The sequence below is a fragment of the Flavobacterium sp. 5 genome (genome assembly GCF_002813295.1).
In the GTDB taxonomy this organism is placed as follows: Bacteria; Bacteroidota; Bacteroidia; order Flavobacteriales; family Flavobacteriaceae; genus Flavobacterium.
The window spans coordinates 356,064-382,161 of sequence record NZ_PHUE01000001.1; the positions used below are offsets into that span (position 1 = coordinate 356,064).

Annotated in this window: 22 protein-coding genes; all 22 read left to right on the forward strand. The window is 31.3% G+C overall.

Annotation, left to right across the window (positions count from 1 at the left end; all coding sequences use genetic code 11):
• Positions 1-211: 211 nt before the first annotated feature.
• The 22 genes from CLU82_RS01270 to fic all read left to right on the forward strand — a co-directional run bounded on the left by CLU82_RS01270 (position 212) and on the right by fic (position 25,993).
• The gene (locus CLU82_RS01270; RefSeq protein ID WP_100841380.1) at positions 212-793 is read left to right on the forward strand and encodes a hypothetical protein; all 582 of its coding nucleotides are present in this window, start codon (positions 212-214) and stop codon (positions 791-793) included.
• Between the two features lie 1,294 nt (positions 794-2,087).
• The gene (locus tag CLU82_RS01285) at positions 2,088-2,411 is read left to right on the forward strand and encodes a hypothetical protein (protein ID WP_157813296.1); all 324 of its coding nucleotides are present in this window, start codon (positions 2,088-2,090) and stop codon (positions 2,409-2,411) included.
• 86 nt (positions 2,412-2,497) lie between these two features.
• The gene (locus tag CLU82_RS20810) at positions 2,498-2,671 is read left to right on the forward strand and encodes a hypothetical protein (RefSeq protein ID WP_198520171.1); all 174 of its coding nucleotides are present in this window, start codon (positions 2,498-2,500) and stop codon (positions 2,669-2,671) included.
• 1,127 nt (positions 2,672-3,798) lie between these two features.
• On the forward strand, positions 3,799-4,047 hold the full coding sequence (locus CLU82_RS01290; RefSeq protein ID WP_100841382.1) for a UPF0175 family protein: 249 nt from the start codon (positions 3,799-3,801) through the stop codon (positions 4,045-4,047).
• The gene (locus CLU82_RS01295; RefSeq protein WP_157813297.1) at positions 4,040-4,522 is read left to right on the forward strand and encodes a DUF3368 domain-containing protein; all 483 of its coding nucleotides are present in this window, start codon (positions 4,040-4,042) and stop codon (positions 4,520-4,522) included. Before CLU82_RS01290 ends, CLU82_RS01295 begins: the two co-directional genes overlap by 8 nt.
• Before the next feature lie 177 nt (positions 4,523-4,699).
• The gene (locus CLU82_RS01300) at positions 4,700-5,410 is read left to right on the forward strand and encodes a hypothetical protein (protein ID WP_100841384.1); all 711 of its coding nucleotides are present in this window, start codon (positions 4,700-4,702) and stop codon (positions 5,408-5,410) included.
• Between the two features lie 236 nt (positions 5,411-5,646).
• On the forward strand, positions 5,647-6,255 hold the full coding sequence (locus CLU82_RS01305; RefSeq protein ID WP_157813298.1) for a hypothetical protein: 609 nt from the start codon (positions 5,647-5,649) through the stop codon (positions 6,253-6,255).
• Between the two features lie 2,264 nt (positions 6,256-8,519).
• Positions 8,520-9,197: a hypothetical protein gene (locus CLU82_RS01315; RefSeq protein ID WP_100841387.1), complete on the forward strand. Its 678-nt coding sequence runs from the start codon at positions 8,520-8,522 to the stop codon at positions 9,195-9,197.
• Between the two features lie 164 nt (positions 9,198-9,361).
• Entirely contained in the window at positions 9,362-10,450 is a 1,089-nt protein-coding gene (locus CLU82_RS01320) for a type I restriction enzyme HsdR N-terminal domain-containing protein (protein ID WP_100841388.1), read from the forward strand.
• A gap of 188 nt (positions 10,451-10,638) precedes the next feature.
• A complete protein-coding gene (locus CLU82_RS01325; RefSeq protein WP_100841389.1) occupies positions 10,639-11,247 on the forward strand; it encodes a hypothetical protein in 609 nt (202 codons plus the stop codon).
• Between the two features lie 232 nt (positions 11,248-11,479).
• Entirely contained in the window at positions 11,480-12,439 is a 960-nt protein-coding gene (locus CLU82_RS01330) for a bifunctional helix-turn-helix transcriptional regulator/GNAT family N-acetyltransferase (RefSeq protein WP_100841390.1), read from the forward strand.
• A 4-nt stretch (positions 12,440-12,443) separates the two neighbouring features.
• Complete coding sequence (locus CLU82_RS01335) at positions 12,444-13,475, forward strand: low specificity L-threonine aldolase (RefSeq protein ID WP_100841391.1); 1,032 nt, start codon at positions 12,444-12,446, stop codon at positions 13,473-13,475.
• 3 nt (positions 13,476-13,478) lie between these two features.
• Positions 13,479-13,946: a GNAT family N-acetyltransferase gene (locus CLU82_RS01340; protein WP_100841392.1), complete on the forward strand. Its 468-nt coding sequence runs from the start codon at positions 13,479-13,481 to the stop codon at positions 13,944-13,946.
• A 1,256-nt stretch (positions 13,947-15,202) separates the two neighbouring features.
• Positions 15,203-15,817 carry a hypothetical protein gene (locus CLU82_RS01350; RefSeq protein WP_100841393.1) on the forward strand — a complete coding sequence of 205 codons (615 nt, stop codon included), beginning with the start codon at positions 15,203-15,205 and terminating at the stop codon, positions 15,815-15,817.
• 346 nt (positions 15,818-16,163) lie between these two features.
• The gene (locus tag CLU82_RS01355; RefSeq protein ID WP_100841394.1) at positions 16,164-16,520 is read left to right on the forward strand and encodes a hypothetical protein; all 357 of its coding nucleotides are present in this window, start codon (positions 16,164-16,166) and stop codon (positions 16,518-16,520) included.
• A 732-nt stretch (positions 16,521-17,252) separates the two neighbouring features.
• Positions 17,253-17,966: an SDR family NAD(P)-dependent oxidoreductase gene (locus CLU82_RS01360; RefSeq protein ID WP_100841395.1), complete on the forward strand. Its 714-nt coding sequence runs from the start codon at positions 17,253-17,255 to the stop codon at positions 17,964-17,966.
• Between the two features lie 1,241 nt (positions 17,967-19,207).
• Positions 19,208-19,972: a hypothetical protein gene (locus CLU82_RS01365; RefSeq protein ID WP_100841396.1), complete on the forward strand. Its 765-nt coding sequence runs from the start codon at positions 19,208-19,210 to the stop codon at positions 19,970-19,972.
• 184 nt (positions 19,973-20,156) lie between these two features.
• The gene (locus CLU82_RS01370) at positions 20,157-20,942 is read left to right on the forward strand and encodes a DUF4272 domain-containing protein (protein ID WP_100841397.1); all 786 of its coding nucleotides are present in this window, start codon (positions 20,157-20,159) and stop codon (positions 20,940-20,942) included.
• A gap of 174 nt (positions 20,943-21,116) precedes the next feature.
• Entirely contained in the window at positions 21,117-21,809 is a 693-nt protein-coding gene (locus CLU82_RS20815) for an HNH endonuclease (protein WP_198520172.1), read from the forward strand.
• A 697-nt stretch (positions 21,810-22,506) separates the two neighbouring features.
• Positions 22,507-23,292 carry a DUF4272 domain-containing protein gene (locus tag CLU82_RS01380; protein ID WP_100841397.1) on the forward strand — a complete coding sequence of 262 codons (786 nt, stop codon included), beginning with the start codon at positions 22,507-22,509 and terminating at the stop codon, positions 23,290-23,292.
• 692 nt (positions 23,293-23,984) lie between these two features.
• The gene (locus CLU82_RS01385; RefSeq protein ID WP_100841398.1) at positions 23,985-24,659 is read left to right on the forward strand and encodes a hypothetical protein; all 675 of its coding nucleotides are present in this window, start codon (positions 23,985-23,987) and stop codon (positions 24,657-24,659) included.
• Between the two features lie 776 nt (positions 24,660-25,435).
• Positions 25,436-25,993: a protein adenylyltransferase Fic gene (gene fic, locus CLU82_RS01390; protein WP_100841399.1), complete on the forward strand. Its 558-nt coding sequence runs from the start codon at positions 25,436-25,438 to the stop codon at positions 25,991-25,993.
• Positions 25,994-26,098 lie beyond the last annotated feature (105 nt).

Here is a 26,098-nt window from a genome sequence, read left to right on the forward strand (position 1 = left end):
TAATTATAAATATAGTAACTACGCATAACAGCGGTTTTGCGAAATGCCTTCCGCTTCTTTGGATAAAATAGTACAAATTAAAAAATTTGGCTATTTTAGCATCAATTAGTGAAGCGGCGAAGAGAAGGCACTTCGCAAAGCCGCGTAACGTTGGGCGCAAGTTTCACGCAGATGAGTAAAAAATAATCGGATATAACTTAAATACTTTATAATGAAAAAAATTTCAACATTATTAATTTGTTCTCTAATTACAATCTCTTGCTCAAAAAATAAAGAGGAAGAAATGCTTCACGAATACCAAAAAGAAAAAGTAACTAAAATTAATTTCAATATAGATGACTTAGATTTTGATATAAAATCATTAACTAAATTGAATGACATAAAAGCAAAAGATAGTATGACTTATTTTAAAAATAAGCTTACAGATTACTACAAAGTAGCTAATTCTGAAAAAGATACTCTATCCTTTAATTATGTTATTACTGAACTTGATAATCTTGCAAACTCATATCAAGAATTAATCTTATTAAGAGCAAAAGCTGGAAAATCATATTTAAACTATGAAGATAAGGAAAACAGAAATAAAGCGATAAAAGAAAAAGTATATGTTGAAAGCTGGAAAGATCAGTACGAAAAATATGAAAAACAACCTGAATTAGTTTTAAGCACTAAATATAAAGCAAACTATACTATTCTAAATCCAATGCTAAATAATGCAAAACAAACATTTGAAAAATATTTTTATACTAATTCCAACCAAACTAAATTTATAATAGAAGAAGATATTAAATAGAAAAACCAGCGCCCAACAGCCGTTACTCGAGATTTGGGCATTTGGCTGAATTTAAAAATGGTTTTGTATTTGGAAAATTTGTGCATAATGGAAAAAATACGCATTTTTAATCCCAAACCTCGAGTAGCGCCAAGACGTTAGGCGACAGCTACAATGAAAAAAAATCCGCTGAAAAACAACATTTTAAAGAAGGATTTTAGATTTGGTTAGAATCGAAAAGCAGAAACGTGAAAGTTGGAATCGAAATGTGGAAAACTTGAAAAACAGAAACTTGAAAGTTGGAATCGAAAAGCAGAAACGTGAAAAGTAGAAACGTGAAAGTTGGAATCGAAATGTGGAAACTTGAAAAGCAGAAACTTGAAAGTTGGAATCGAAAAGCAGAAACGTGAAAGTTGGAACCGAAATGTGGAAACTTGAAAAGCAGAAACGTGAAAGTTGGAATCTAAAAATAGAAGCGCATAAAGTTCACAGTGGAAATTAAAATTTCCGTTAAAAATAGCCGTCGCCTAACAGCCGTTTGTCGTGATTGGGGCATTAGTGGAATTATCGTTTTTATTCATATATTCGTTCAGCCGAAAATACTCGACTTCGAAATCCCCAACCACGACAAGCGCCAGAACGTTAGGCGACAGCTACAATGAAAAAAAATCCGCTGAAAAACAAGATTTTAAAGAAGGATTTTAGATTTGGTTAGAATCGAAAAACAGAAACTTGAAAGTTGGTATCGAAAAGTAGAAACGTGAAAGTTGGAATCGAAATGTGGAAACTTGAAAAACAGAAACTTGAAAGTTGGAATCGAAAAGCAGAAACGTGAAAAGTAGAAACGTGAAAGTTGGAATCGAAATGTGGAAACTTGAAAAACAGAAACTTGAAAGTTGGAATCGAAATGTGGAAAATTGAAAAACAGAAAGTTGAAAGTTGAAATCGAAATGTGGAAACTTGAAAGTTGGAATCTAAAATAGAAGCGCATAAAGTTCACAGTGGAAATTAAAATTTCCGTTAAATAGCCGTCGCCTAACAGCCGTTTGTCGTGATTGGGGCATTAGTGGAATTATCGTTTTTATTCATATATTCGTTCAGCCGAAAATACTCGGCTTCGAAATCCCCAACCACGACAAGCGCCAGAACGTTACTGGAGACTTGTGCCGAAATTACGCAGATAAAAACAATTAGAAAATAAGCATTTCTTTCCGCAGAAATTTCACAAAGCAGAAGCGTGAAAGTTGGAATTTACCAATTTGACAATTCTAATACAAACTCAAGAATCCAACAAAATTTAAAAAGCAAAAATATTATGAAAATACTTTTTTATCCTTTCTTAATTACTTTAATTCCAATCTTTATTGCACTTTTTCTAAAATTCCTTAAAGATAAATTTTTCCCAAAGTTTCCGGTATTAATCATATCAATAATCATAGGTTTAATTGGTATTATAACTACATTTTCTGCGATGATAATGAGTATTAATGCCATCCATTCAAAATGTGCAAATGGTGCTGTTATTTTTTTACCATTAGGTTTGGGAGCAACAGCTTTTGGAATTTTATTAAATGTGAAAAATAATTTATTTAATAAAAAAACAATTCCTAACACTTTTTACAACGATAAAACCAATTAAAAATAAACATTTGTTTCCGCAAAAAGTTTACAAACAGAAACGTTAAAGTTGGATTTTGAAAAGCAGAAACTAAAAAAGTTGGGAACTTGAAAATTGGAATTAGCCAACAAAAGCGTGAAAAATTTGCGGTTAAAATCATAATTTCGTCAAAACAAGCCTCCAGTAACAGCCGTTACAAGAGATTTGGGCATTTGGCTAAATTTAAAAATGGTTTTGTACTTGGAAAATTTGTGCATAATGGAAAAAACTCGCATCTTTAATCCCAAACATCTTGTAGCGCCAGGACGTTACTGGAGACTTGTGCCGAAATTACGCAGGTAAAAACAATTTGAAAATAAGCATTTGTTTCCGCAGAAAATTTACAAAGCAGAAGCGTGAAAGTTGGAACTTGCCAACAGAAACTTGAAAAACAGAAATGTGAAAAACATTGCGCCGAAAGCTGCAAACCGAAAAGCAAAAGCGTGAAAATTGGAATCTGCCAACAGAAACTGTAAAGTCGGAATATTTTTTTTGCGCAGAATTATAATTAAAAAGTAAATATTTGAAAAATAATAAGTTGAAAATTGCAAACTAAAGCAGAAACGTGAAAGTTGGAATCTGCCAACAGAAGCGTGAAAAGTGTATGGTTCAATTGCAATTTCGACAAAACAAGCCTCCAGTAACAGCCGTTTGGCGAGATTGGGGTTTTAGGCTTAATTTGAAGTTGGTTTTGTATCTGGAACATTTGTGCATAATGGAAAAATTACGCACCTTTATTCCCCAACCTCGCCAAGCGCCAGAACGTTAGGCGACAGCTACAATGAAAAAAAATCCGCTGAAAAACAACATTTTAAAGAAGGATTTTAGATTTGGTTAGAATCGAAAAGCAGAAACTTGAAAGTTGGAATCGAAAAGTAGAAACTTGAAAAGCAGAAGCGTGAAAGTTAGAATCGAAATGTGGAAACTTGAAAAGCAGAAACTTGAAAGTTGGAATGGAAATGCAGAAACTTGAAAAGTAGAAACTTGAAAGTTGGAATGGAAATGCAGAAACTTGAAAAGTAGAAACGTGAAAGTTGAAATCGAAATATGGAAACTTGAAACGCAGAAACGTGAAAGTTGGAATCTAAAAATAGAAGCGTGAAAAGTTCACGGTGGAAATTAAAATTTCCGTTAAAAATAGCCGTCGCCTAACAGCCGTTACAAGAGATTTGGGCATTTGGCTGAATTTAAAAATGGTTTTGTATTTGGAAAATTTGTGCATAATGGAAAAAACTCGCATCTTTAATCCCAAACCTCTTGTAGCGCCAGAACGTTAGGCGACAGCAGTCCAAAAAATCCGAGAATTAACGACCATAAAGCTAAATCAACAGAAAATTTTAGTAAATTTGAAATATTAAATTAAAAAAAGATGGCACAAATCATATCTATAGAATATCCTGACTCTTTAGCAAACTCAATGAGAATGAGTAAAAGCGAATTTGGAAGAGAAATTAAAATTTCTGGTCTTGTAAAGCTTTTCGAATTGGGGAAAATTTCGTCTGGAACTGCCTCAAAAGTTTTACAATTGTCTCGAATTGAGTTTTTAGAATTATTAGCAAAATATAGTGTTGGCTTTTTGAATGTTGAAGATTTAAATGAAGATTTTCAAAATGCTTAAAGTTGTTTCAAATACCACACCTATTATTTCACTTTTAAAGATTGGAAAACTCCAAATCTTTAAAGATTTGTATGGAGAAATTTGTATTCCTCAAGAAGTATTTAACGAAATTGAAGCGGGAAAAAATAAAGAATATTATGCCGATTTATCTAAAATTGAATGGATTAAAATCGAAAAAATAAGTAATGAAAAGTCTTTGTCATATTTTTTAGATTTAGATAAAGGAGAAGCCGAAGCTATTGTTTTAGCCACTGAAAAAGAAGCTGATTTAATAATTCTTGATGAATCTTTAGGAAGATTTCACGCTAAACATACTGGATTAAAAGTTACTGGAACAATTGGAATACTTTTAAAAGCTAAACAACTTGGACATATAGCAGAACTAAAGCCTTTACTTTTTGAACTAAGAACAAAAAACGTTTGGTTAAGTGATAGTTTTATTGAAAATGCGCTGAAACTTGCTAACGAAAAATAGACGTGGTAAATCTGCCGTCGCCTAACAGCCGTTACAAGAGATTTGGGCATTTGGCTGAATTTAAAGTTGGTTTTGTATTTGGAAAATTTGTTCATAATGGAAAAAACTCGCATCTTTAATCCCAAACCTCTTGTAGCGCCAGGACGTTAGCAGTAATACGCCAAAAAAACCGAAAAATTGAGTACAAAAAAGGAAATAGAAAGACATCATCTAACAAGTTTTATCTCAAATGAAAAACTCAAACTTTTAGTTTACGGAATTGAAGATTCTGAAACACCTGATTTTATTGTTAACATTGATAAAAAATTAATTTCAATTGAACATACGAGATTAATAAATCCACATCTACAAAAAGTTGAACAATATCGAGAACGCATAATAAAAAATGCTCGGATTAGATTTGAGGAAAAATATTCAGCAAAATTGTATTTGCTCGTGACTTTTAATAATATCATTCTTAAATCTGGAAAAGTAGCGGAAGAAAAATATACAACCGAAGTTTTTACATTAATAGAAAATATATATTTGTGTAATAAAGACTATGAATTTACAATCCATTCCAAAAACCGAAAAGCAAAAGTATCCGAATTAATTGAAAGCTTTTCTGTCGACAATACTCGGAATTTTAGTAATTGGCAACATTTTGGTGCTTATTTGGTAGATTGGGTAGATATGGAATGGCTAAAAGATGTAATTGAAAAAAAAGAAAACAATATTGAACGATACCAAAAACAATTTTATGAAAATTGGCTATTACTCGTATCTGACTTTGGAACAAAAGCTTCATCTCATCGATTTGATAGAATTGATTATTCTGGAATTAAAACAAAATTTGACAAAATTTATTTATATAGTTTTAGAGCAGACAAAATTGAAATCGTAAAATAAGTACTACTGCTAACAGCCGTTACAATATACTTGGGCATTTGGCTGAATTTAAAGATGGTTTTGTATTTGGAAAATTTGTGCATAATGGAAAAAACTCGCATCTTTAACCCCAAGCATCTTGTAGCGCCAGGACGTTATGCGATATTTTACCGAAAATGAAGATATTTACTCGAAAAATAAGAAAGAAACATATTGAACAATTCGCATTTAAAATTGCTGAATTGTTGGAATCTGAATTGCCTAATTTAAAAGAAGTAATAAATCTTTCAAAAATATATGGAATCAGTTTTACATACAATCCAAAAGGAATCTATATTTCTCGTGGTTATTCGCCAAAAAACTTTGAAATTATAAATAGAAAGCACAAAATAAATTTTAATTTAACTGGGATTTCTGTCTTTAATAGAAAAGAAAAAATATTTAAACCTATCAAATTATATTATCAATCAAATGGTTTAACTAAAATTGAAGTTGACGAACCTGAATATTTGCATAAAATATTTGATTTAAATAGAATTCAAAAAGAATCAATTGAACTTGAATTTATAAAAGTGGAAAATCCTGACCGAAAGATTGCGGAAAAAGCACTTAAATCTTTGTCAAAGGAACAAATTCAACTTTTGGAATTAGATTATACTTTTGAAATTGAATTCGATGAAAAGTTATATTATACAATTTTAGATATGGAAGATGGAAATTACATTGCCGTTGATAAAGTTGGAAAAATATACAGATTAAATCACGACCATAAACAAAGAGTTAAATTATTAGCAGAAAATGCAAATGTTTTTTTTGAACTTTACAATGGCGAAAAAAATGAATTGGAAAAAATAATGAGTGAATAAAAAAACATCGCATAACAGCCGTTACAATATACTTGGGCATTTGGCTGAATTTAAAGATGGTTTTGTATTTGGAAAATTTGTGCATAATGGAAAAAACTCGCATCTTTAACCCCAAGCATCTTGTAGCGCCAGGACGTTAGCGGTAAGTTGCGCCGAAATTACGCAGGCAAAAACAATTTGGAAAATTACCTTTTGTTTCCGCAGAAAATTAAAAAGCAGAAGCGCGAAAGTTGGAATTTAAAAAGCAAAAAATTGAAAATTGAAATCTGAAAAACTAACGTTTGAAAAATTGATGTTTAACAATTGAAACTGAAAATTGGAATCTGAAAGCAGAAGCGTAAAAGTTGGAATTGTCCACAGAAACTTGAAAAATTGAACGCAGAAATTATAAACCGAAAATAGAAATTTAAAAATAAAACTTTGAAAAGTGAAAGCTGAAAAGCAGAAACTTGAAAATTGGAATTGCCAAAAGAAGCGTGAAAAGTTTTCGGTAAAATTCATAATTTCGGTCAAACAACCTACCGCTAACAGCCGTTTGGCGAGATTGGGGTTTTAGACTTAATTTGAAGTTGGTTTTGTATTTGGAAAATTTGTCTATAATGGAAAAATTACGCATCTTTATTCCCCAACCTCGCCAAGCGCCGGAACGTTATATGATAGTTATGGTCGAAAATACGCAGACGGAAATCATTAGAAAATACGCATTTCTTTGCGCAGAGAATTGAAAAGCGAGCGCCGAAAAATTTAAGATTTTTAAAGTTGATGTTTAACTGTGAAAACTTGAAAATTGAAATCTGCTAAAAGAAACGTGAAAGTTGGATTTTGACAATTGAAAACTGAAAATTGGAATGTGAAAAGCAGAAACGTGAAAGTCGGAATTGATAATTGAAACTTGAAAAGTTGAACGCAGAATTCACAAGCTGAAAAAGAAATTTAATAACCAAAATATTGAAAATTGCGAACTGAAAGTAGAAACGTGAAAGTTGGAATTTGCCAACAGAAGAGTGAAAAAGTTTACGGTTAAATTCGCATTTTCGACAAAAATAACCATCATATAACAGCCGTTACAAGAGATTTGGGCATTTGGCTGAATTTAAAGATAGTTTTGTACTTGTAAAATTTGTGCATAATGGAAAAAACTCGCATCTTTAATCCCAAACCTCTTGTAGCGCCAAGACGTTAGGCGACAGCTACAATGAAAAAAAATCCGCTGAAAAACAACATTTTAAAGAAGGATTTTAGATTTGGTTAGAATCGAAAAGCAGAAACTTGAAAGTTGGAATCGAAAAGTAGAAACTTGAAAAGCAGAAGCGTGAAAGTTAGAATCGAAATGTGGAAACTTGAAAAGCAGAAACTTGAAAGTTGGAATGGAAATGCAGAAACTTGAAAAGTAGAAACTTGAAAGTTGGAATGGAAATGCAGAAACTTGAAAAGTAGAAACGTGAAAGTTGAAATCGAAATATGGAAACTTGAAACGCAGAAACGTGAAAGTTGGAATCTAAAAATAGAAGCGTGAAAAGTTCACGGTGGAAATTAAAATTTCCGTTAAAAATAGCCGTCGCCTAACAGCCGTTACAAGAGATTTGGGCATTTGGCTGAATTTAAAAATGGTTTTGTATTTGGAAAATTTGTGCATAATGGAAAAAACTCGCATCTTTAATCCCAAACCTCTTGTAGCGCCAGAACGTTATGCGTAATTGGCAGTAGACTACGGAGTTGCTTACACAATAAATTTTCGGGATATTTTTTTTGAGATTTTAGAAGAATAAAGCATTTAGGCTTCAAGTCTTTCGATTGGGAATCGTAGAAAGTTCACTTTCAATACGTTTGACAACGTACAAGACTTGGCTAAGTTATTAAAAATAAATGAGAAAGTCAATACTTACAAAAAGCATTTAATTTTACTAACTTAAAAATCTCAAAAAAAACAGAGCCCAAAAACCCCTATTATTAACTTCGCCTAGCAGGCTTGCTAAGCGCAATAAATAATTGGTTTCATTGATTTGGTTTGTGGTGAAAGAAAAGATAAGAGTCGTCTATCCAACTCCGTTACAGGACAATAATTATAAATATAGTAACTACGCATAACAGCGGTTTTGCGAAATGCCTTCCGCTTCTTTGGATAAAATAGTACAAATTAAAAAATTTGGCTATTTTAGCATCAATTAGTGAAGCGGCGAAGAGAAGGCACTTCGCAAAGCCGCGTAACGTTAGTGGCTATAATGCCAAAAATGAGGAGAATTTAGAGAATATAAAACAGAAAAATGGATTGGAGATTTAACGGTATATGGTTTGAGCAATTAGATCAAGACAAATTCTTTGTGAAAGACTGTAAAGAAAATATAATAAGGTCTGAAAATCAAAATTTTGAAAATTCTGAATATGCTATCATTTGGCACTTAAAAGAAAAGACGAACTCATTTGACAATTTAACAAATTCAGACAAATTACTTTATCTTGAACTAAATTGGGCTAACATTAAGAACTTTGGCGGAATTGAACGGTTTAAAAATCTAAAAAGACTTGAACTTCATTACTGTGTGAAACTTGAAAACGATTTTGAATTGAGTCGACTTTCAAATAGTTTAGAATTTTTACATATCAACCAATCAAAAAAATTCAAATTTACTGAGGAATTGCTTCAATTCAAAAAACTCAAAGTTCTTTGTTTAAATACTTGCGGACCAATAGACAACCTTGATTTTTTAAAGAACTTTCCAAATCTTATAGATTTTCGTTTTGTCAATACAAACATTTTAGATGGAAATTTGAAACCAATACTTGAGCATCCGACAATTAGAACGGTTGGATATTTAGACAAAAAACATTACAACTATAAGTCTGAAAAACTTAAAATAGAACTCGAAAACAAATTCGAAAATGAATATAAAACAGTAACTTATAAAGGTCAATATTCGACATATCGATATGATTATGAATAAAATTACAGCCACTAACAGCCGTTACAAGAGATTTGGGCATTTGGCTGAATTTAAAAATGGTTTTGTATTTGGGAAATTTGTACATAATGGAAAAAACTCGCATCTTTAATCCCAAACCTCTTGTAGCGCCAGGACGTTAGCAGATAGCTTTAAAAAAAATCAGAATGAATCAAGAAAAATGGAATGAAATATGCTTTTTATTATCCGAAAATATACGAGATGGAATAAGCGAAAATGATTTTGAACAAAATGTAATACAAGCTTTAAGAGTTTTGGATTGGAAAGAATATTCAGGAGATTTACAAATTCGTCCCTCCTTTCCTATCGGAGCATCTAATAGAATAACACCAGATATTGTTATTAATTCCAATGAAAAAAGAAACTTATTTGTTATTGAAATCAAACAACCAAATTTACCGCTGAATACTAAATTTCAACAACAGTTATTTTCTTATATGCGTCAACTAAAACTTAAATACGGCGTTTTGGTTGGTAAGGTAATTCAAATATTCTATGATGGAGACTTAACAGAACACGAAGAACCAGTTTTACTCGAAACTATTGATTTTGAAAGAGATAGTCAAAAAGGACAGAAATTTGTTGAACTCTTCAATAAATCGAATTTTAGTTATAATTTATTAGACACATTTACAGAAAATTCACTTAACAAAATCAACAGAAGAAACGAGCAAAAAATATTATCTCAAAAAATATTATCACCAGAATACGAATTAAAAGTTTTGCAATTAATTAAACAAGATTTTTTATCTGAATATGATGGAGAAATAATTGATAATGTACTCCAAACATTATCCGTAAATATTTCAACGAAAAACTACACTGAAATTGAAACAATAAAAATTAAAGATAACACATCAGAACAATCTCAAATTAAAAACGAAAGAGACAAAACAAAATATATCATCAATGAAACAGGATTAAAACTACCTAAAAATAAATTTGTTTTAGAATTTGTTAGAACATATATAAAAGAAAAACCAATGGATTTTAACAGCCTTAAAAATATTTTTAGGGATGAATATCAAGGTTCAACCGGAGTAATTAATCAACTTGATTTTGTAGAAACAAAATTTGCAAATAAATCAAATAAAAGACATTTTACAGGAAGCGAAAATATTTTGATAAGTAGTGATAATATTAAGTTTGTAGTTTCTACGGAATGGGGAAAGGGAAATATTGACAATATTGTTAATTTGGCGAGGAAAGAAGGCTTTAAAATTGATGAAGTGTAAAAACTAAAACAAAACGTGAAAAAGCCATCTGCTAACAGCCGTTACAAGAGATTTGGGCATTAGGCTGAATTTAGAAATGGTTTTGTACTTGGAAAATTTGTGTATAATGGAAAAAACTCGCATCTTTAATCCCAAACCTCTTGTAGCGCCAGGACGTTAGTTGCAATATTACCGCGAAAATCGAAAAAATGGAATATAATTACATATTAGAAAAATCAAATAAAAAAGAGAATTCAAATTTAAAAACAATAATCTTAACTGCTGTAATTACAACATTTTTAACAGCTATAACTCAATTTTTTTTAGAAAAAAATCACTTATCTAACGAGCAAGATTATTGGAAAAAAAGATATAATATTGAACAAGTAAAAGATGTAAACAATGTTAGATTTAATCTTATAAAAGAAATAAGCGAAGGTATTCTTCAATTAGAATTTCAAGCTAAAGAAATAAAAATTCAGAATGCATTTGTGAAATATTCAAATTCAAAAGAAGAGATAGAAAAGTTATCCAAACTAACTATAAATTATCAGAAAGATTTATACAGAATAACTTCAAAAATGGAAATTGCTTCTATATATTTTGATAAAGATGTTGACAAATTATTATCAAACCTTGGAAATGCTTTAACAGAGAATTACGAACATAATTACATTAAAAGTTCAATACAAGGACCACATTTGCCAGAATTTGATTTAGACTTTAATACAATTGAAAAACTTCCAAAAATTAAAAAACAAGCATTTGAAGAAATGCTGAAAAATATGCAAAAAGATTTAGACGAAAACAGTAAATAAATACTGCAACTAACAGCCGTTACAAGATACTTGGGCATTTGGCTGAATTTAAAGATGGTTTTGTACTTGAAAAATTTGTGCATAATGGAAAAAACTCGCATCTTTAATCCCAAGCATCTTGTAGCGCCAGGACGTTACCTGCCATTTTAAAAACCAAGATAAAACATACAAAATTTGTATTTATGAAACAACTTTCATACTTTTGCGAAAGGACTTTTATAAATTAAATACAATGACAGACAAAATAATCAAACTTGGATACCTTGCAGGTGCGACAAGGTTTAGAAGAATAAGTGAGAAACTTTACGTTGACGGAGATAAAATATACAAAGAAAACAATATTGACTTTAAAGCGAGTTGGTTCTCTGTATTCTACATTTTAGCCACCGCAGAAAACCCAAAAACTGTTTTAGAACTTTCGGACGAAATTGGTTTCACTCACATTACGATAAAAAATGTAGTTCGTGAATTGGAAACAAACGGACTTGTAATTATTGAAATTCATCCAACAGATAAGCGTTCGAAACACATTACACTTTCTAAAAAAGGGCAGGAATTATTTGAACAATTGCAAAAAGTATGGCTTCCTTTTGCCGACACTTTAAAAAATTTACTTGATAGTGGACATCCAGATTTTTTAAATATCATCAATCGTATTGATAAGGAAATTTCTAAAAATCCTATTCACGAAAAGATGAAAACAATTGATTTGTCGCAACAAATTCAAGTGTTAGATTACAAACCATCTTTCAAACATCATTTCATCGAATTGGTTGAACCTTGGTTATCGGGTGTTTTGAACGGAACATTAGAAAAAGAAGATGAGTTTACGGTTTATAATCCAGACCAAGCTTATGTTTTAAACGGCGGTTTTGTATTTTTTGCAATGCAAGGTGATATCTGTTTGGGAACTGTTGCTCTAAAACGTTTAGACGAAAATACCTTTGAATTTGCTAAACTTTTCATCAATCCCGAAGCGAGAAAATTAGGCATTGCCACCAAATTAATTGAAAGATGCATTTCCCGTTGCAAAGAAAACCGAGCAACAGAATTATGGTTACAAACTACAATGCGAATGCCTGAAGCTCACAAATTATACTACAAATTTGGTTTTGTAGACCGTGAAGCACCAATACAAATGGATGTTTTACAACGAACTGAAAAAATAATGGTAATGAATTTAATAGATTAGAAAAATGTACAATTTTAAAAATGATTATTCTGTTGGAGCACATCCTAACATTTTAAATAAATTAATAGAAACTAATCTTGTCCCTCAATTAGGTTATGGAGACGACGAATATAATACAGAAGCGAAGCAAATTTTAAAGAAAAAAATTAGCAATCCAAAAGCAGAAATTTTCTTTTTATCGGGTGGAACTCAAACCAATTTGATTGCAATTTCTTTTTTATTACGTGTTCACGAAGCTGTAATTAGTGCAAAAACAGGACATATTTCAGCCAACGAAACTGGAGCAATTGAAGCAACCGGACATAAAGTAATTGCTGTAGAAACGAGCAATGGAAAACTAAAACCAGCCGACATACAAACTACTTTAGACGAATATGGATTGAAACCACACGTTGTAAAACCTAGATTAGTTTATATTTCCAACTCTACAGAAATTGGTACGATTTATACAAAAACGGAATTGGAAAGTCTTTATATTTTTTGCCAACAACATAACTTACTACTTTATTTAGATGGTGCAAGATTAGGACACGCTTTAATGGCTGAAAATAGCGATTTAAGTTTGTCTGATATTTCAAAATTGACAGACGTATTTTATATTGGAGCTACAAAAAATGGTGCGCTATTGGGTGAAGCAATCGTTTTTAACAAACCAGAAATGGCAACAGAATTTGAGTTTTCATTAAAACAAAAAGGTGCAATGTTGGCAAAAGGACGACTATTGGCTATTCAGTTTTTGGAACTTTTTAAAGATGATTTATATTTTTCTTTGGCAAAACACGCAAACGAAATGGCAATGAAAATAGCAAATGCAATAAGTGAAAATGGATTTTCGTTTTTAACAAATTCGACTACAAACCAAATTTTCCCAATTTTACCAAATGAAATTATTGACGAATTGAGCAAGAAATATTTATTTTATGTTTGGAAAAAAGTTGACGAAAACCAATCAGCAATAAGACTAATCACTTCTTGGGCGACAAATGAAAATGAAGTAAACGAATTTATAAAAGACATCAACCAAACGAATAATTAGAAAATGAGCCAAAATAAAATTGAAATTATTGCTTTTTCTAATGCTTTAAAAGAGCATATCAAAACGCTAAATTACGAATGGCTAGAAAAATATTTTAAGGTAGAAAAAAGTGATGCAATTTCGCTTGCCAATCCAAAAGAACAAATTATTGACAAAGGTGGATTTATTTTCTACGCAAAATTAAACGACGAAATTGTAGGAACTTCTTCTTTGTTAAAAATGTCGGAAACGGTTTTTGAATTAGGAAAAATGGCAGTTTCAGAAAAAGCACAAGGATATAAAATAGGCACACTTTTGTTAGAATACTGTTTAAATTTCGCAAAAGAAAACGGAATAAAAACCGTTATACTTTACTCAAACACACAATTATTATCGGCAATTCATCTATACGAAAAATTTGGTTTCAAAGAAATTGAATTGGAAAACGGTTTGTACGAAAGAGCGAATATCAAGATGGAAAAACAGCTTTAAAAAAACGGCAGGTAACAGCCGTTACAAGAGATTTGGGCATTTGGCTGAATTTAAAAATGGTTTTGTACTTGGAAAATTTGTGCATAATGGAAAAAACTCGCATCTTTAATCCCAAACCTCTTGTAGCGCCAGGACGTTATGCGATAGCTACAATGGAAAAAAAATACGCTGAAAAACAACATTTAAAGAAGAATTTTAGATATAAAATTAACGGTTTTTGAATTCAGATTTTGTTGCAATTGAAATGTGAAAACTTGAAAGTTGGAATCGAAATACGGAAACTTGAAAAGCAGAAACGTGAAAGTTGGAATCGAAATGCAGAAACTTGAAAAGCAGAAACTTGAAAGTTGGAATCGAAATACAAAAACTTGAAAAGCAGAAACTTGAAAGTTGAAATCGAAATACAGAAACTTGAAAAGCAGAAACTTGAAAGTTGAAATCGAAATACAGAAACTTGAAAAGTAGAAACTTGAAAGTTGGAATGTGAAAATAAGAATGTGAAAAGTTCACGGTGGAAATTAAAATTTCCGTTAAAATAGCCATCGCATAACAGCCGTTACAAGAGATTTGGGCATTTGGCTGAATTTAAAAATGGTTTTGTATTTGGAAAATTTGTGCATAATGGAAAAAATACGCATATTTAATCCCAAACCTCTTGTAGCGCCAAGACGTTATGCGTAATTGGCAGTAGACTACGGAGTTGCTTACACAATAAATTTTCGGGATATTTTTTTTGAGATTTTAGAAGAATAAAGCATTTAGGCTTCAAGTCTTTCGATTGGGAATCGTAGAAAGTTCACTTTCAATACGTTTGACAACGTACAAGACTTGGCTAAGTTATTAAAAATAAATGAGAAAGTCAATACTTACAAAAAGCATTTAATTTTACTAACTTAAAAATCTCAAAAAAAACAGAGCCCAAAAACCCCTATTATTAACTTCGCCTAGCAGGCTTGCTAAGCGCAATAAATAATTGGTTTCATTGATTTGGTTTGTGGTGAAAGAAAAGATAAGAGTCGTCTATCCAACTCCGTTACAGGACAATAATTATAAATATAGTAACTACGCATAACAGCGGTTTTGCGAAATGCCTTCCGCTTCTTTGGATAAAATAGTACAAATTAAAAAATTTGGCTATTTTAGCATCAATTAGTGAAGCGGCGAAGAGAAGGCACTTCGCAAAGCCGCGTAACGTTAGTGGCAAGGCTACCGCAGAATCAGAAATTTAACCAAAAAACAAACCGAAACTAAAATAAATGAATATAATATCTATCGTAATCTGCGTACTAATTTTAGCAATTGCAATTTTTGCTCTTTATAGATTTATAATAGTAAAAAGACAAAACAACAAACTAAATAAAGAACGCTTTGAAAGAATTAAAGAACTTTATGAAAAACTTGAAAGTGGACAAGAATTGTCAAAACAAACTGTTAAACCATACGCTGAAAACTTACTCACGAGAGAAACTACATTTAAACTTTTAGAAGAGCATAATAAAATAAATTTATTTCCTGAAGAATATTTAACAATCATAAAAGGAGCTGAAAGCAGTTTGGCAAATTGGTTAGAATTCCCAACCGAACTTGATGCTTGTCCTGATGAAATTGAACATATTAAAAGAGTTACATTTGATTTTGACGGAGAAAATAATTTAGTTCATTATGAAGTTTTTAAGTACAATGTGAATGAACCACATTGGGCTTCAAAAGACGGATGGTGTTTAGGAGTTGTTGGACCATATTTTGACGATAGTAAACCTTATGATTTTGCACAATCAACATTTAGTCGAGTTGACAGCAAATTTGAAAAAATAACTGCTGAAGAAGAGGCAAAATGGGTTCACGAAAATATTTCAATGCGAAGACGATAAAAAGCCCAGCCACTAACAGCCGTTACAATATACTTGGGCATAAGGCTGAATTTAAAGATGGTTTTGTATTTGGAAAATTTGTGCATAATGGAAAAAACTCGCATCTTTAACCCCAAGCATCTTGTAGCGCCAGGACGTTACAGGCAAGTTGTGCCGAAAATACGCTGATGAAAACAATTAGAAAATACGAATTTGTTTCCGCAGAAAATTTCAAAGCAGAAACTTAACAATTGGAATTCATAAAGTGGAAGCGTGAAAGTTGAAATACATAAAGTGGAAGTTGAAATTTTACACTAAAAATTGAAAATTGAAGCGTGATTTTTTTTGCGCAGAAAGCATATTAAAAATGAAAACATATAAATCAAAATTTTTAATCGTTTTAGCAGGTCTTCTAAGTTTTTCCTGTATGAATATTGATTGTGTTAAATTGTCTGAAAGCTACAAGGTTGTTGAATGTTTAATAATTGTTTCAGACTTACCCGATAATAAATCTGTATATAATTTCGAAATAAATGGAAGAAGTTTGAAAACAGGAAAAGATACAGTCTATGAAGAAGAAAACAGATGGTTTTGTAAATATTATAAAGAAATTGAAAAAGGAGATACTATTATTAAAAAGAAGGGGGAATTAATTTTTAATATCCATAAAAAAGATACAATTCTCAAATTTAATTGGGAGTGCGAGGGAAAAATTTACAATTAAAAACATAATTTCGGATAAACAACCAGCCTGTAACAGCCGTTTGTCGTGATTGGGGTTTTAGTGGAATCAACGTTTTTATTCATATATTCGTTTAGCCGAAAATACTCGGCTTCGAAATCCCCAACCACGACAAGCGCCAGAACGTTATGCGTAATTGGCAGTAGACTACGGAGTTGCTTACACAATAAATTTTCGGGATATTTTTTTTGAGATTTTAGAAGAATAAAGCATTTAGGCTTCAAGTCTTTCGATTGGGAATCGTAGAAAGTTCACTTTCAATACGTTTGACAACGTACAAGACTTGGCTAAGTTATTAAAAATAAATGAGAAAGTCAATACTTACAAAAAGCATTTAATTTTACTAACTTAAAAATCTCAAAAAAAACAGAGCCCAAAAACCCCTATTATTAACTTCGCCTAGCAGGCTTGCTAAGCGCAATAAATAATTGGTTTCATTGATTTGGTTTGTGGTGAAAGAAAAGATAAGAGTCGTCTATCCAACTCCGTTACAGGACAATAATTATAAATATAGTAACTACGCATAACAGCGGTTTTGCGAAATGCCTTCCGCTTCTTTGGATAAAATAGTACAAATTAAAAAATTTGGCTATTTTAGCATCAATTAGTGAAGCGGCGAAGAGAAGGCACTTCGCAAAGCCGCGTAACGTTGGTGGCAATATTACCGCACGAGAAAATTAAACGTGACAATTAACATTTAGTCAAAAAAAAACAATGAATCTAAAAAATAAAACAATTTTAATAACAGGTGCTGATGGTGGTATTGGAACTGCATTAATAGAAGAATTAACAACCAAAAACATACATAAAATTTACGCAACAGGCTTAAATTTAGAAATTCTTAAATTAAAATTTGGGAAATTTGGAGATAAAGTTGTGCCACTTGAACTCGACATAACTAATTCTGAAAGTATAAAAAATTGTGCTTCAAAATGTTCTGATACAGAAATACTCATCAATAATGCGGGTGTAGAATATAAAATACCATTTCTTGAAGACAAAGCAGTACAATCTGCTTTATTCGAAATGAAAGTAAATTATATTGGCGTAATTGAAATGATTAACAACTTTCTCCCGAATCTTAAAAAACAACAAAATGCAAATATTGTCAATATCCTTTCAATAGGAAGTTTAGTTGTTATAAAAAGATTAGGAACATATTGTGCATCGAAAACTGCTACACATATTTTGACGGAAACAATTAGAGAGGAACTTTCAGAAATAGGAATTAAAGTTACGGCGGTTTATATGGGATATGTAAACACTCGAATGACCCCCGAAGAAACTAAAACAACAAAATCTGAACCAAAAGACATTGCTAAAGAAATCTGTATTGGAATCGAAAATGGAGAAGAAAGAATTTATCCAGACCAAGTAACTAAAAATTTCATAAACGAAAATCCAATTAAAACTACATATTTTGATTAGCAAAACCGTAAAAAATACTGCCACCAACAGCCGTTACAAGAGATTTGGGCATTTGGCTGAATTTAAAAATGGTTTTGTACTTGGAAAATTTGTGCATAATGGAAAAAACTCGCATCTTTAATCCCAAACCTCTTGTAGCGCCAGGACGTTATGCGTAATTGGCAGTAGACTACGGAGTTGCTTACACAATAAATTTTCGGGATATTTTTTTTGAGATTTTAGAAGAATAAAGCATTTAGGCTTCAAGTCTTTCGATTGGGAATCGTAGAAAGTTCACTTTCAATACGTTTGACAACGTACAAGACTTGGCTAAGTTATTAAAAATAAATGAGAAAGTCAATACTTACAAAAAGCATTTAATTTTACTAACTTAAAAATCTCAAAAAAAACAGAGCCCAAAAACCCCTATTATTAACTTCGCCTAGCAGGCTTGCTAAGCGCAATAAATAATTGGTTTCATTGATTTGGTTTGTGGTGAAAGAAAAGATAAGAGTCGTCTATCCAACTCCGTTACAGGACAATAATTATAAATATAGTAACTACGCATAACAGCGGTTTTGCGAAATGCCTTCCGCTTCTTTGGATAAAATAGTACAAATTAAAAAATTTGGCTATTTTAGCATCAATTAGTGAAGCGGCGAAGAGAAGGCACTTCGCAAAGCCGCGTAACGTTATGCGTAATTGGCAGTAGACTACGGAGTTGCTTACACAATAAATTTTCGGGATATTTTTTTTGAGATTTTAGAAGAATAAAGCATTTAGGCTTCAAGTCTTTCGATTGGGAATCGTAGAAAGTTCACTTTCAATACGTTTGACAACGTACAAGACTTGGCTAAGTTATTAAAAATAAATGAGAAAGTCAATACTTACAAAAAGCATTTAATTTTACTAACTTAAAAATCTCAAAAAAAACAGAGCCCAAAAACCCCTATTATTAACTTCGCCTAGCAGGCTTGCTAAGCGCAATAAATAATTGGTTTCATTGATTTGGTTTGTGGTGAAAGAAAAGATAAGAGTCGTCTATCCAACTCCGTTACAGGACAATAATTATAAATATAGTAACTACGCATAACAGCGGTTTTGCGAAATGCCTTCCGCTTCTTTGGATAAAATAGTACAAATTAAAAAATTTGGCTATTTTAGCATCAATTAGTGAAGCGGCGAAGAGAAGGCACTTCGCAAAGCCGCGTAACGTTATAAGCTATTTTAAAAAACGGAAACTACTAACAACAACCAAAATTATGAACAACAGATTTTATATTGACACTTACGGAAATGATGATGATGCATATGACAAGGCTTATAAATTTGCATTGAAACTTGCTAAAGAAGACAATAATATTAAAAATATAATCTTTTTAGTTGCTTCAAAAAATAATACGGGATGGTTAGACAGATTATATGGAGACTCAGCAGTTAAACAATTATTCAAAGGAATTAAAAAGGGAAATCTACTCTTAAAAATTGAAACGATTAGAACTTACTCAAAATCATATTCTAATGCAACTGATATCGTAATTGCTTGTGGGTTAAATTCAAAAGAAATATTCAATGTTGAGGATTATCGAAATGTTGAATATATTATTGCAATTCCGTGGCTTAAAGAACTTACCCAAAGTTGGATAACAACTAAAAACCCAAGTGTTTTAAATGTTTCTGAAGATGACATAATTGAAGAAACCGAGAATGAAAATCCAAAACCAAGTCTAATTATTCAAGAAGCTTTTCGAGAATTAACCAATACTATTAATACTTCAACAGGAATATCTCATCATATGGATAATGCAAGGGCAAAAACTTGTGTGAAAACTTTACATAAATATGAACCTGAATTGAACTCAGATTTAATCTGTTCATATTTAGTAAATGAACTTGGTTGGGAAGTTAGACATTCAAATGACGTAAGAAAGCTCATTGATACGATGAATAATGGAAAATATTTTATGGGTGGAGATAAAACCGGATTACAGAATCATTACAAAAGATGGAAAAATAATATTGCTTAAAAAAACAGCTTATAACAGCCGTTACAAGATATTTGGGCATTTGGCTGAATTTAAAAATGGTTTTGTACTTGGAAAATTTGTGCATAATGGAAAAAACTCGCATCTTTAATCCCAAACATCTTGTAGCGCCAGGACGTTACCTGCAAGCGTAAAAAAATCGTACTTAAAAGAAATTGAAAGTAAAATGAAACGAATAAAAACAATTTTGACAATGGGATTTTTTGCAACACTTTTTGCTTGTGGACAGAACAAATCAAATAATTCTGTTCCAGACAATATGGAAACATCACCAATAACAAAACCCGTAGAAAATATAACGGCTACAAAAGACCAAATTGAAAGAAGAGCTAAGTCTGAAGAACTTTGTAAGTTAAAAAATATTCCAATCTATAAAAATCCTAACTCCTTATTTGTTGAACCAGAAGACAAAGTAACAATTAGAACAAAAGATGAAATTGTCGACAGAGCATTGGCTCTTTGTTATTTAGGTTTGAAAAGTGAAGGACTTGAACAAAGTCAATTAGACAAAATGGATAAAGATTATAACATTACAGCAAAGCTAACTGAAAATGAAAAACTTTACGCAACAAGTAAGTTTCCATCCGAACAACAAAAAATTGATGCAAATTGGAGATATGAAAGTTTACATATTATGCTTTGGGCTTTGGGATATATTGACAAATTAAACTTTCCTGACCAAATGTGTAATGTCGGTGATGATGTTAAGATAATTTATGAACTTAAAGAGCAAAAATTTAGACTGAATGCGAAAATGCGAACTAAAAAAGAAATACTTGACCAAGCAGATTTGATATTAAGATTAAATTGGGCGTGTGTAAATGCAAGAATTAAAAACGAAAATTCTCCAAGTGGACTAAATAGTAGTGTTGTCTATGAAAGACATTACTCTTTGAATTGGCTAATTGAATTTATGAACCAAGATTGGGACAAAGTAACAACTGACACATAACACGTAAAACGCCAGCAGGTAACAGCCGTTTGTCGTGATTGGGGCTTTAGTGGAATTATCATTTTTATTCATATATTCGTTTAGCCGAAAATACTCAGCTTCGAAATCCCCAACCACGACAAGCGCCAGAACGTTAGTAGCAAGCACTCGAAAAATGCGAAAAAACTGAATAAAATGAATCAAGAACAGTATTTTGAAATTAGTAAAACTAATAATCTACCTTTAAGATGTCCAATTTTAAATTATTGTTCAAGAAGAGCATATACAATATATTTCAATTCAGATTACGGAAAATCTGACCCAGAAAATAATGTCGTTAAAGCTCTACAAAAAGATGGAACTTTATCATCAGACTTTGAAAAAAACAAAATAGAATTACAAGGCGAAGGTCCAACTTGGATTGGCGGTAACAATAATTTTTATTTTAAAGATATGTGCCCTGAAGTAAATCTATTTGATAGTAGTAATTCGCTTTTTCAAAATACAGCTTGTGTTGAAGGCGATTATGATAGTTATAGAGAAAAAGACAAGAAAAGAGTAATTAAATGTCAGCACTTTTCAATATGTCCAGAGTTTAATAAATTTATGTTTGAAAAAAGTCAAACTATTAAATCCAATAGTAAAAAAAGACGACCAGCAATTCCCCAAAAAACAAAAGCACTTTTACAAAAAGAGATAAAATCAAAATGCCCAATTTGTCCAAGCGAAGATGTTGAACATTTTCAAATTCATCACATTGATGAAAATCCTGAAAATAATAATTTTGAAAACTTATTAATGCTCTGCCCTACTTGTCATTCCAAAATAACAAAAAAAGATATTAGCGAAGAAGAAGTGATTGAATACAAAGATAATCTACGTATATAAGCCAGCTACTAACAGCCGTTACAAGAGATTTGGGCATTTGGCTGAATTTAAAGATGGTTTTGTACTTGGAAAATTTGTGCATAATGGAAAAAATACGCATCTTTAATCCCAAACCTCTTGTAGCGCCAGGACGTTATATGCCAGTTCTGCCGAAATTACGCAGGTAAAAATAATTTAAAAATAATCATTTGTTTACGCCGAAAATTTGAAAAGCAGAAACGTAAAAGTTGGAATCTGTCAAACGAAATTTGAAAATTGAAAGCGTGAAAAGCAGAAACGTGAAAGTTGGATTTTTGACAATTGAAAACTGAAAATTGGAATGTGAAAAGCAGAAACGTGAAAGTCGGAATTGCTAATTGAAACTTGAAAAGTTGGCGCAGAATATATAAACAGAAAAAAGAATTTTAAAAATAAAAACGTTGAAAATTGCTAACCAAAAATAGAAGCGTGAAAATTGGAATTTGCCAACAGAAGCGTGAAAAGTTTACGGTTAAAATCATAATTTCGACAAAAAGAACCGGCATATAACAGCCGTTACAAGAGATTTGGGCATTTGGCTGAATTTAAAAATGGTTTTGTATTTGGAAAATTTGTGCATAATGGAAAAATCTCGCATCTTTAACCCCAAACCTCTTGTAGCGCCAGGACGTTACCTGCAAGCGTAAAAAAATCGTACTTAAAAGAAATTGAAAGTAAAATGAAACGAATAAAAACAATTTTGACAATGGGATTTTTTGCAACACTTTTTGCTTGTGGACAGAACAAATCAAATAATTCTGTTCCAGACAATATGGAAACATCACCAATAACAAAACCCGTAGAAAATATAACGGCTACAAAAGACCAAATTGAAAGAAGAGCTAAGTCTGAAGAACTTTGTAAGTTAAAAAATATTCCAATCTATAAAAATCCTAACTCCTTATTTGTTGAACCAGAAGACAAAGTAACAATTAGAACAAAAGATGAAATTGTCGACAGAGCATTGGCTCTTTGTTATTTAGGTTTGAAAAGTGAAGGACTTGAACAAAGTCAATTAGACAAAATGGATAAAGATTATAACATTACAGCAAAGCTAACTGAAAATGAAAAACTTTACGCAACAAGTAAGTTTCCATCCGAACAACAAAAAATTGATGCAAATTGGAGATATGAAAGTTTACATATTATGCTTTGGGCTTTGGGATATATTGACAAATTAAACTTTCCTGACCAAATGTGTAATGTCGGTGATGATGTTAAGATAATTTATGAACTTAAAGAGCAAAAATTTAGACTGAATGCGAAAATGCGAACTAAAAAAGAAATACTTGACCAAGCAGATTTGATATTAAGATTAAATTGGGCGTGTGTAAATGCAAGAATTAAAAACGAAAATTCTCCAAGTGGACTAAATAGTAGTGTTGTCTATGAAAGACATTACTCTTTGAATTGGCTAATTGAATTTATGAACCAAGATTGGGACAAAGTAACAACTGACACATAACACGTAAAACGCCAGCAGGTAACAGCCGTTTGTCGTGATTGGGGCTTTAGTGGAATTATCATTTTTATTCATATATTCGTTTAGCCGAAAATACTCAGCTTCGAAATCCCCAACCACGACAAGCGCCAGAACGTTATATGCCAGTTCTGCCGAAATTACGCAGGTAAAAATAATTTAAAAATAATCATTTGTTTACGCCGAAAATTTGAAAAGCAGAAACGTAAAAGTTGGAATCTGTCAAACGAAATTTGAAAATTGAAAGCGTGAAAAGCAGAAACGTGAAAGTTGGATTTTTGACAATTGAAAACTGAAAATTGGAATGTGAAAAGCAGAAACGTGAAAGTCGGAATTGCTAATTGAAACTTGAAAAGTTGGCGCAGAATATATAAACAGAAAAAAGAATTTTAAAAATAAAAACGTTGAAAATTGCTAACCAAAAATAGAAGCGTGAAAATTGGAATTTGCCAACAGAAGCGTGAAAAGTTTACGGTTAAAATCATAATTTCGACAAAAAGAACCGGCATATAACAGCCGTTACAAGAGATTTGGGCATTTGGCTGAATTTAAAAATGGTTTTGTATTTGGAAAATTTGTGCATAATGGAAAAATCTCGCATCTTTAACCCCAAACCTCTTGTAGCGCCAGGACGTTAGTGGCTATTTTGCGCCAGAACCGGAGAATTAAAAAAGATAATGGATAAAGAAGCTGAAATAAATAATTTTCTTTTAAGTAATTCAGAAGAAAATATTAACGATTATTCAAATAAACTATATGATAACATAAAAGAGTTAAATCATAAAGAAGAAAAGCTCGGACTATGGTTTGTTATTTTAATCTTTATATATTTACTTGTTGGAAGTTCGAGTATGAAAGAAATTAACCTCGGATTTATTACAATCAGCGATATTTCCACAATTTCTAAACTTCTCCCACTACTTCTTATTTATATCTTTTTCAATACTTTTTTAATAACTTCTCACAAGAACAATTTAATGTTTGCTTTAAATCTCATTTCAGAAAACCGATTTAACCAAATACCGATTGAGAATAATCAAAAATTTATAGGAAGGAACTTTATAGTGAATTTATTTTTCCCTTATTCATTTTCAAACGCAATTTTAAATACATTTTCAAATACAATTACAGGAAAACCTAAAATATCAGAAACTTTCATTGGATTTTTACTCCTATTACCCACTCTTTTATTAGCTATACTACCATATTTGACATTAATTTTAATGTTAGTAGATTCATATAAGAAATACACAAATGATTTATTAGGTTGGATTTGTTTTTTAGCATCGGTTTGGGGATTTTCTTTATTGCTATTTTATATTTGGATTAGTTTAAAAAATGAACGTAAATAAAAAAAACAGCCACTAAGCCGTTACAAGAGATTTGGGCATTAGGCTAAATTTAAAGATGGTTTTGTATTTGGAAAACTTGTGCACAATGGAAAAAACTCGCATCTTTAATCCCAAACATCTTGTAGCGCCAGGACGTTAGGAGGCATTGCTCCGTGAACGATAAACAAACAGCTTTAATTCAGATATTTAGCAACTAAAATATTTAACTGACGCAGAAATTGAGAAGCCGAAAATCGAAATATAACTCGATGTTAAATTGTTGCGGAAAAGCAAAAGTTATTCACTTTTTGGACAATCGAAGTGGACTTTTATTGTCGATTTTTTTTGAGGTTTATTTGGAAATTATTGAAGTTTGATTTGCTGAAATTAATCGGAATGGACAATTGAAAGCTGGAAAAACTTTGTGTAATTAGAATCGACAATTGGAAGGCGGAAAAGCTTTGTGCAATTGGAATCGATAATTGGAATCGAGTTTCTGGCGTGCTTGTCGTTCGTGTCACAACGCCACCTAACAGCCGTTACAAGAGATTTGGGCATTCGGCTGAATTTAAAAATGGTTTTGTACTTGTAAAATTTGTGCATAATGGAAAAAACTCGCATCTTTAACCCCAAGCATCTTGTAGCGCCAGGACGTTACCAGCAAGCGCCGATTAGAACGAAATTGGAACAGAAAAAGAGATAATAAAAACTTGAAAAATCAATCTTTTTTAAAGTAATTCACAAACATTTAAAGTATTTTTGACAGAGAAATTTACAGATAAATAAATCTAAATTATATGAAAAATGTTGATAAAAATAGTTTAGAAAATGCCTATCGTTTGTTTGATTCAAATGATATTGATAAAATAGAAATTGGTACAACCAAAGGTTTGAAACAAATTCATAACTATTTGTTTAGTGGATTATATGATTTTGCTGGAAAAGTGCGTACTCTAAATATATCAAAAGGTGGTTTTAGATTTGCCAACGCTTTATATCTAAACGAAATTTTAGTTAAAATTGAACAAATGCCTGAAACCAGTTTTGAAGAAATTATTGCTAAATATGTAGAAATGAATATTGCTCATCCTTTTATGGAAGGCAACGGAAGAACAATGCGTATTTGGTTGGATATGATTTTAAAAGCCAGACTTATAAAAATGGTTAATTGGCAATTAGTAGATAAATCACTTTATTTACAAGCTATGGAAAGAAGTCCAATTAACGATTTGGAATTGAGAACTTTATTGCAAAGTAATTTAACCGAAGAAGTAAATAATAGAGAAGTTATTTTTAAAGGAATTGAGCAATCTTATTATTATGAAGGATATACGAAAGAGGACGATGATGAATAATCCACTCACATACTCCATTTAAAAGATGCCAGCTGGTAACAGCCGTTACAAGAGATTTGGGCATTTGGCTGAATTTGAAGATAGTTTTGTACTTGGAAAATTTGT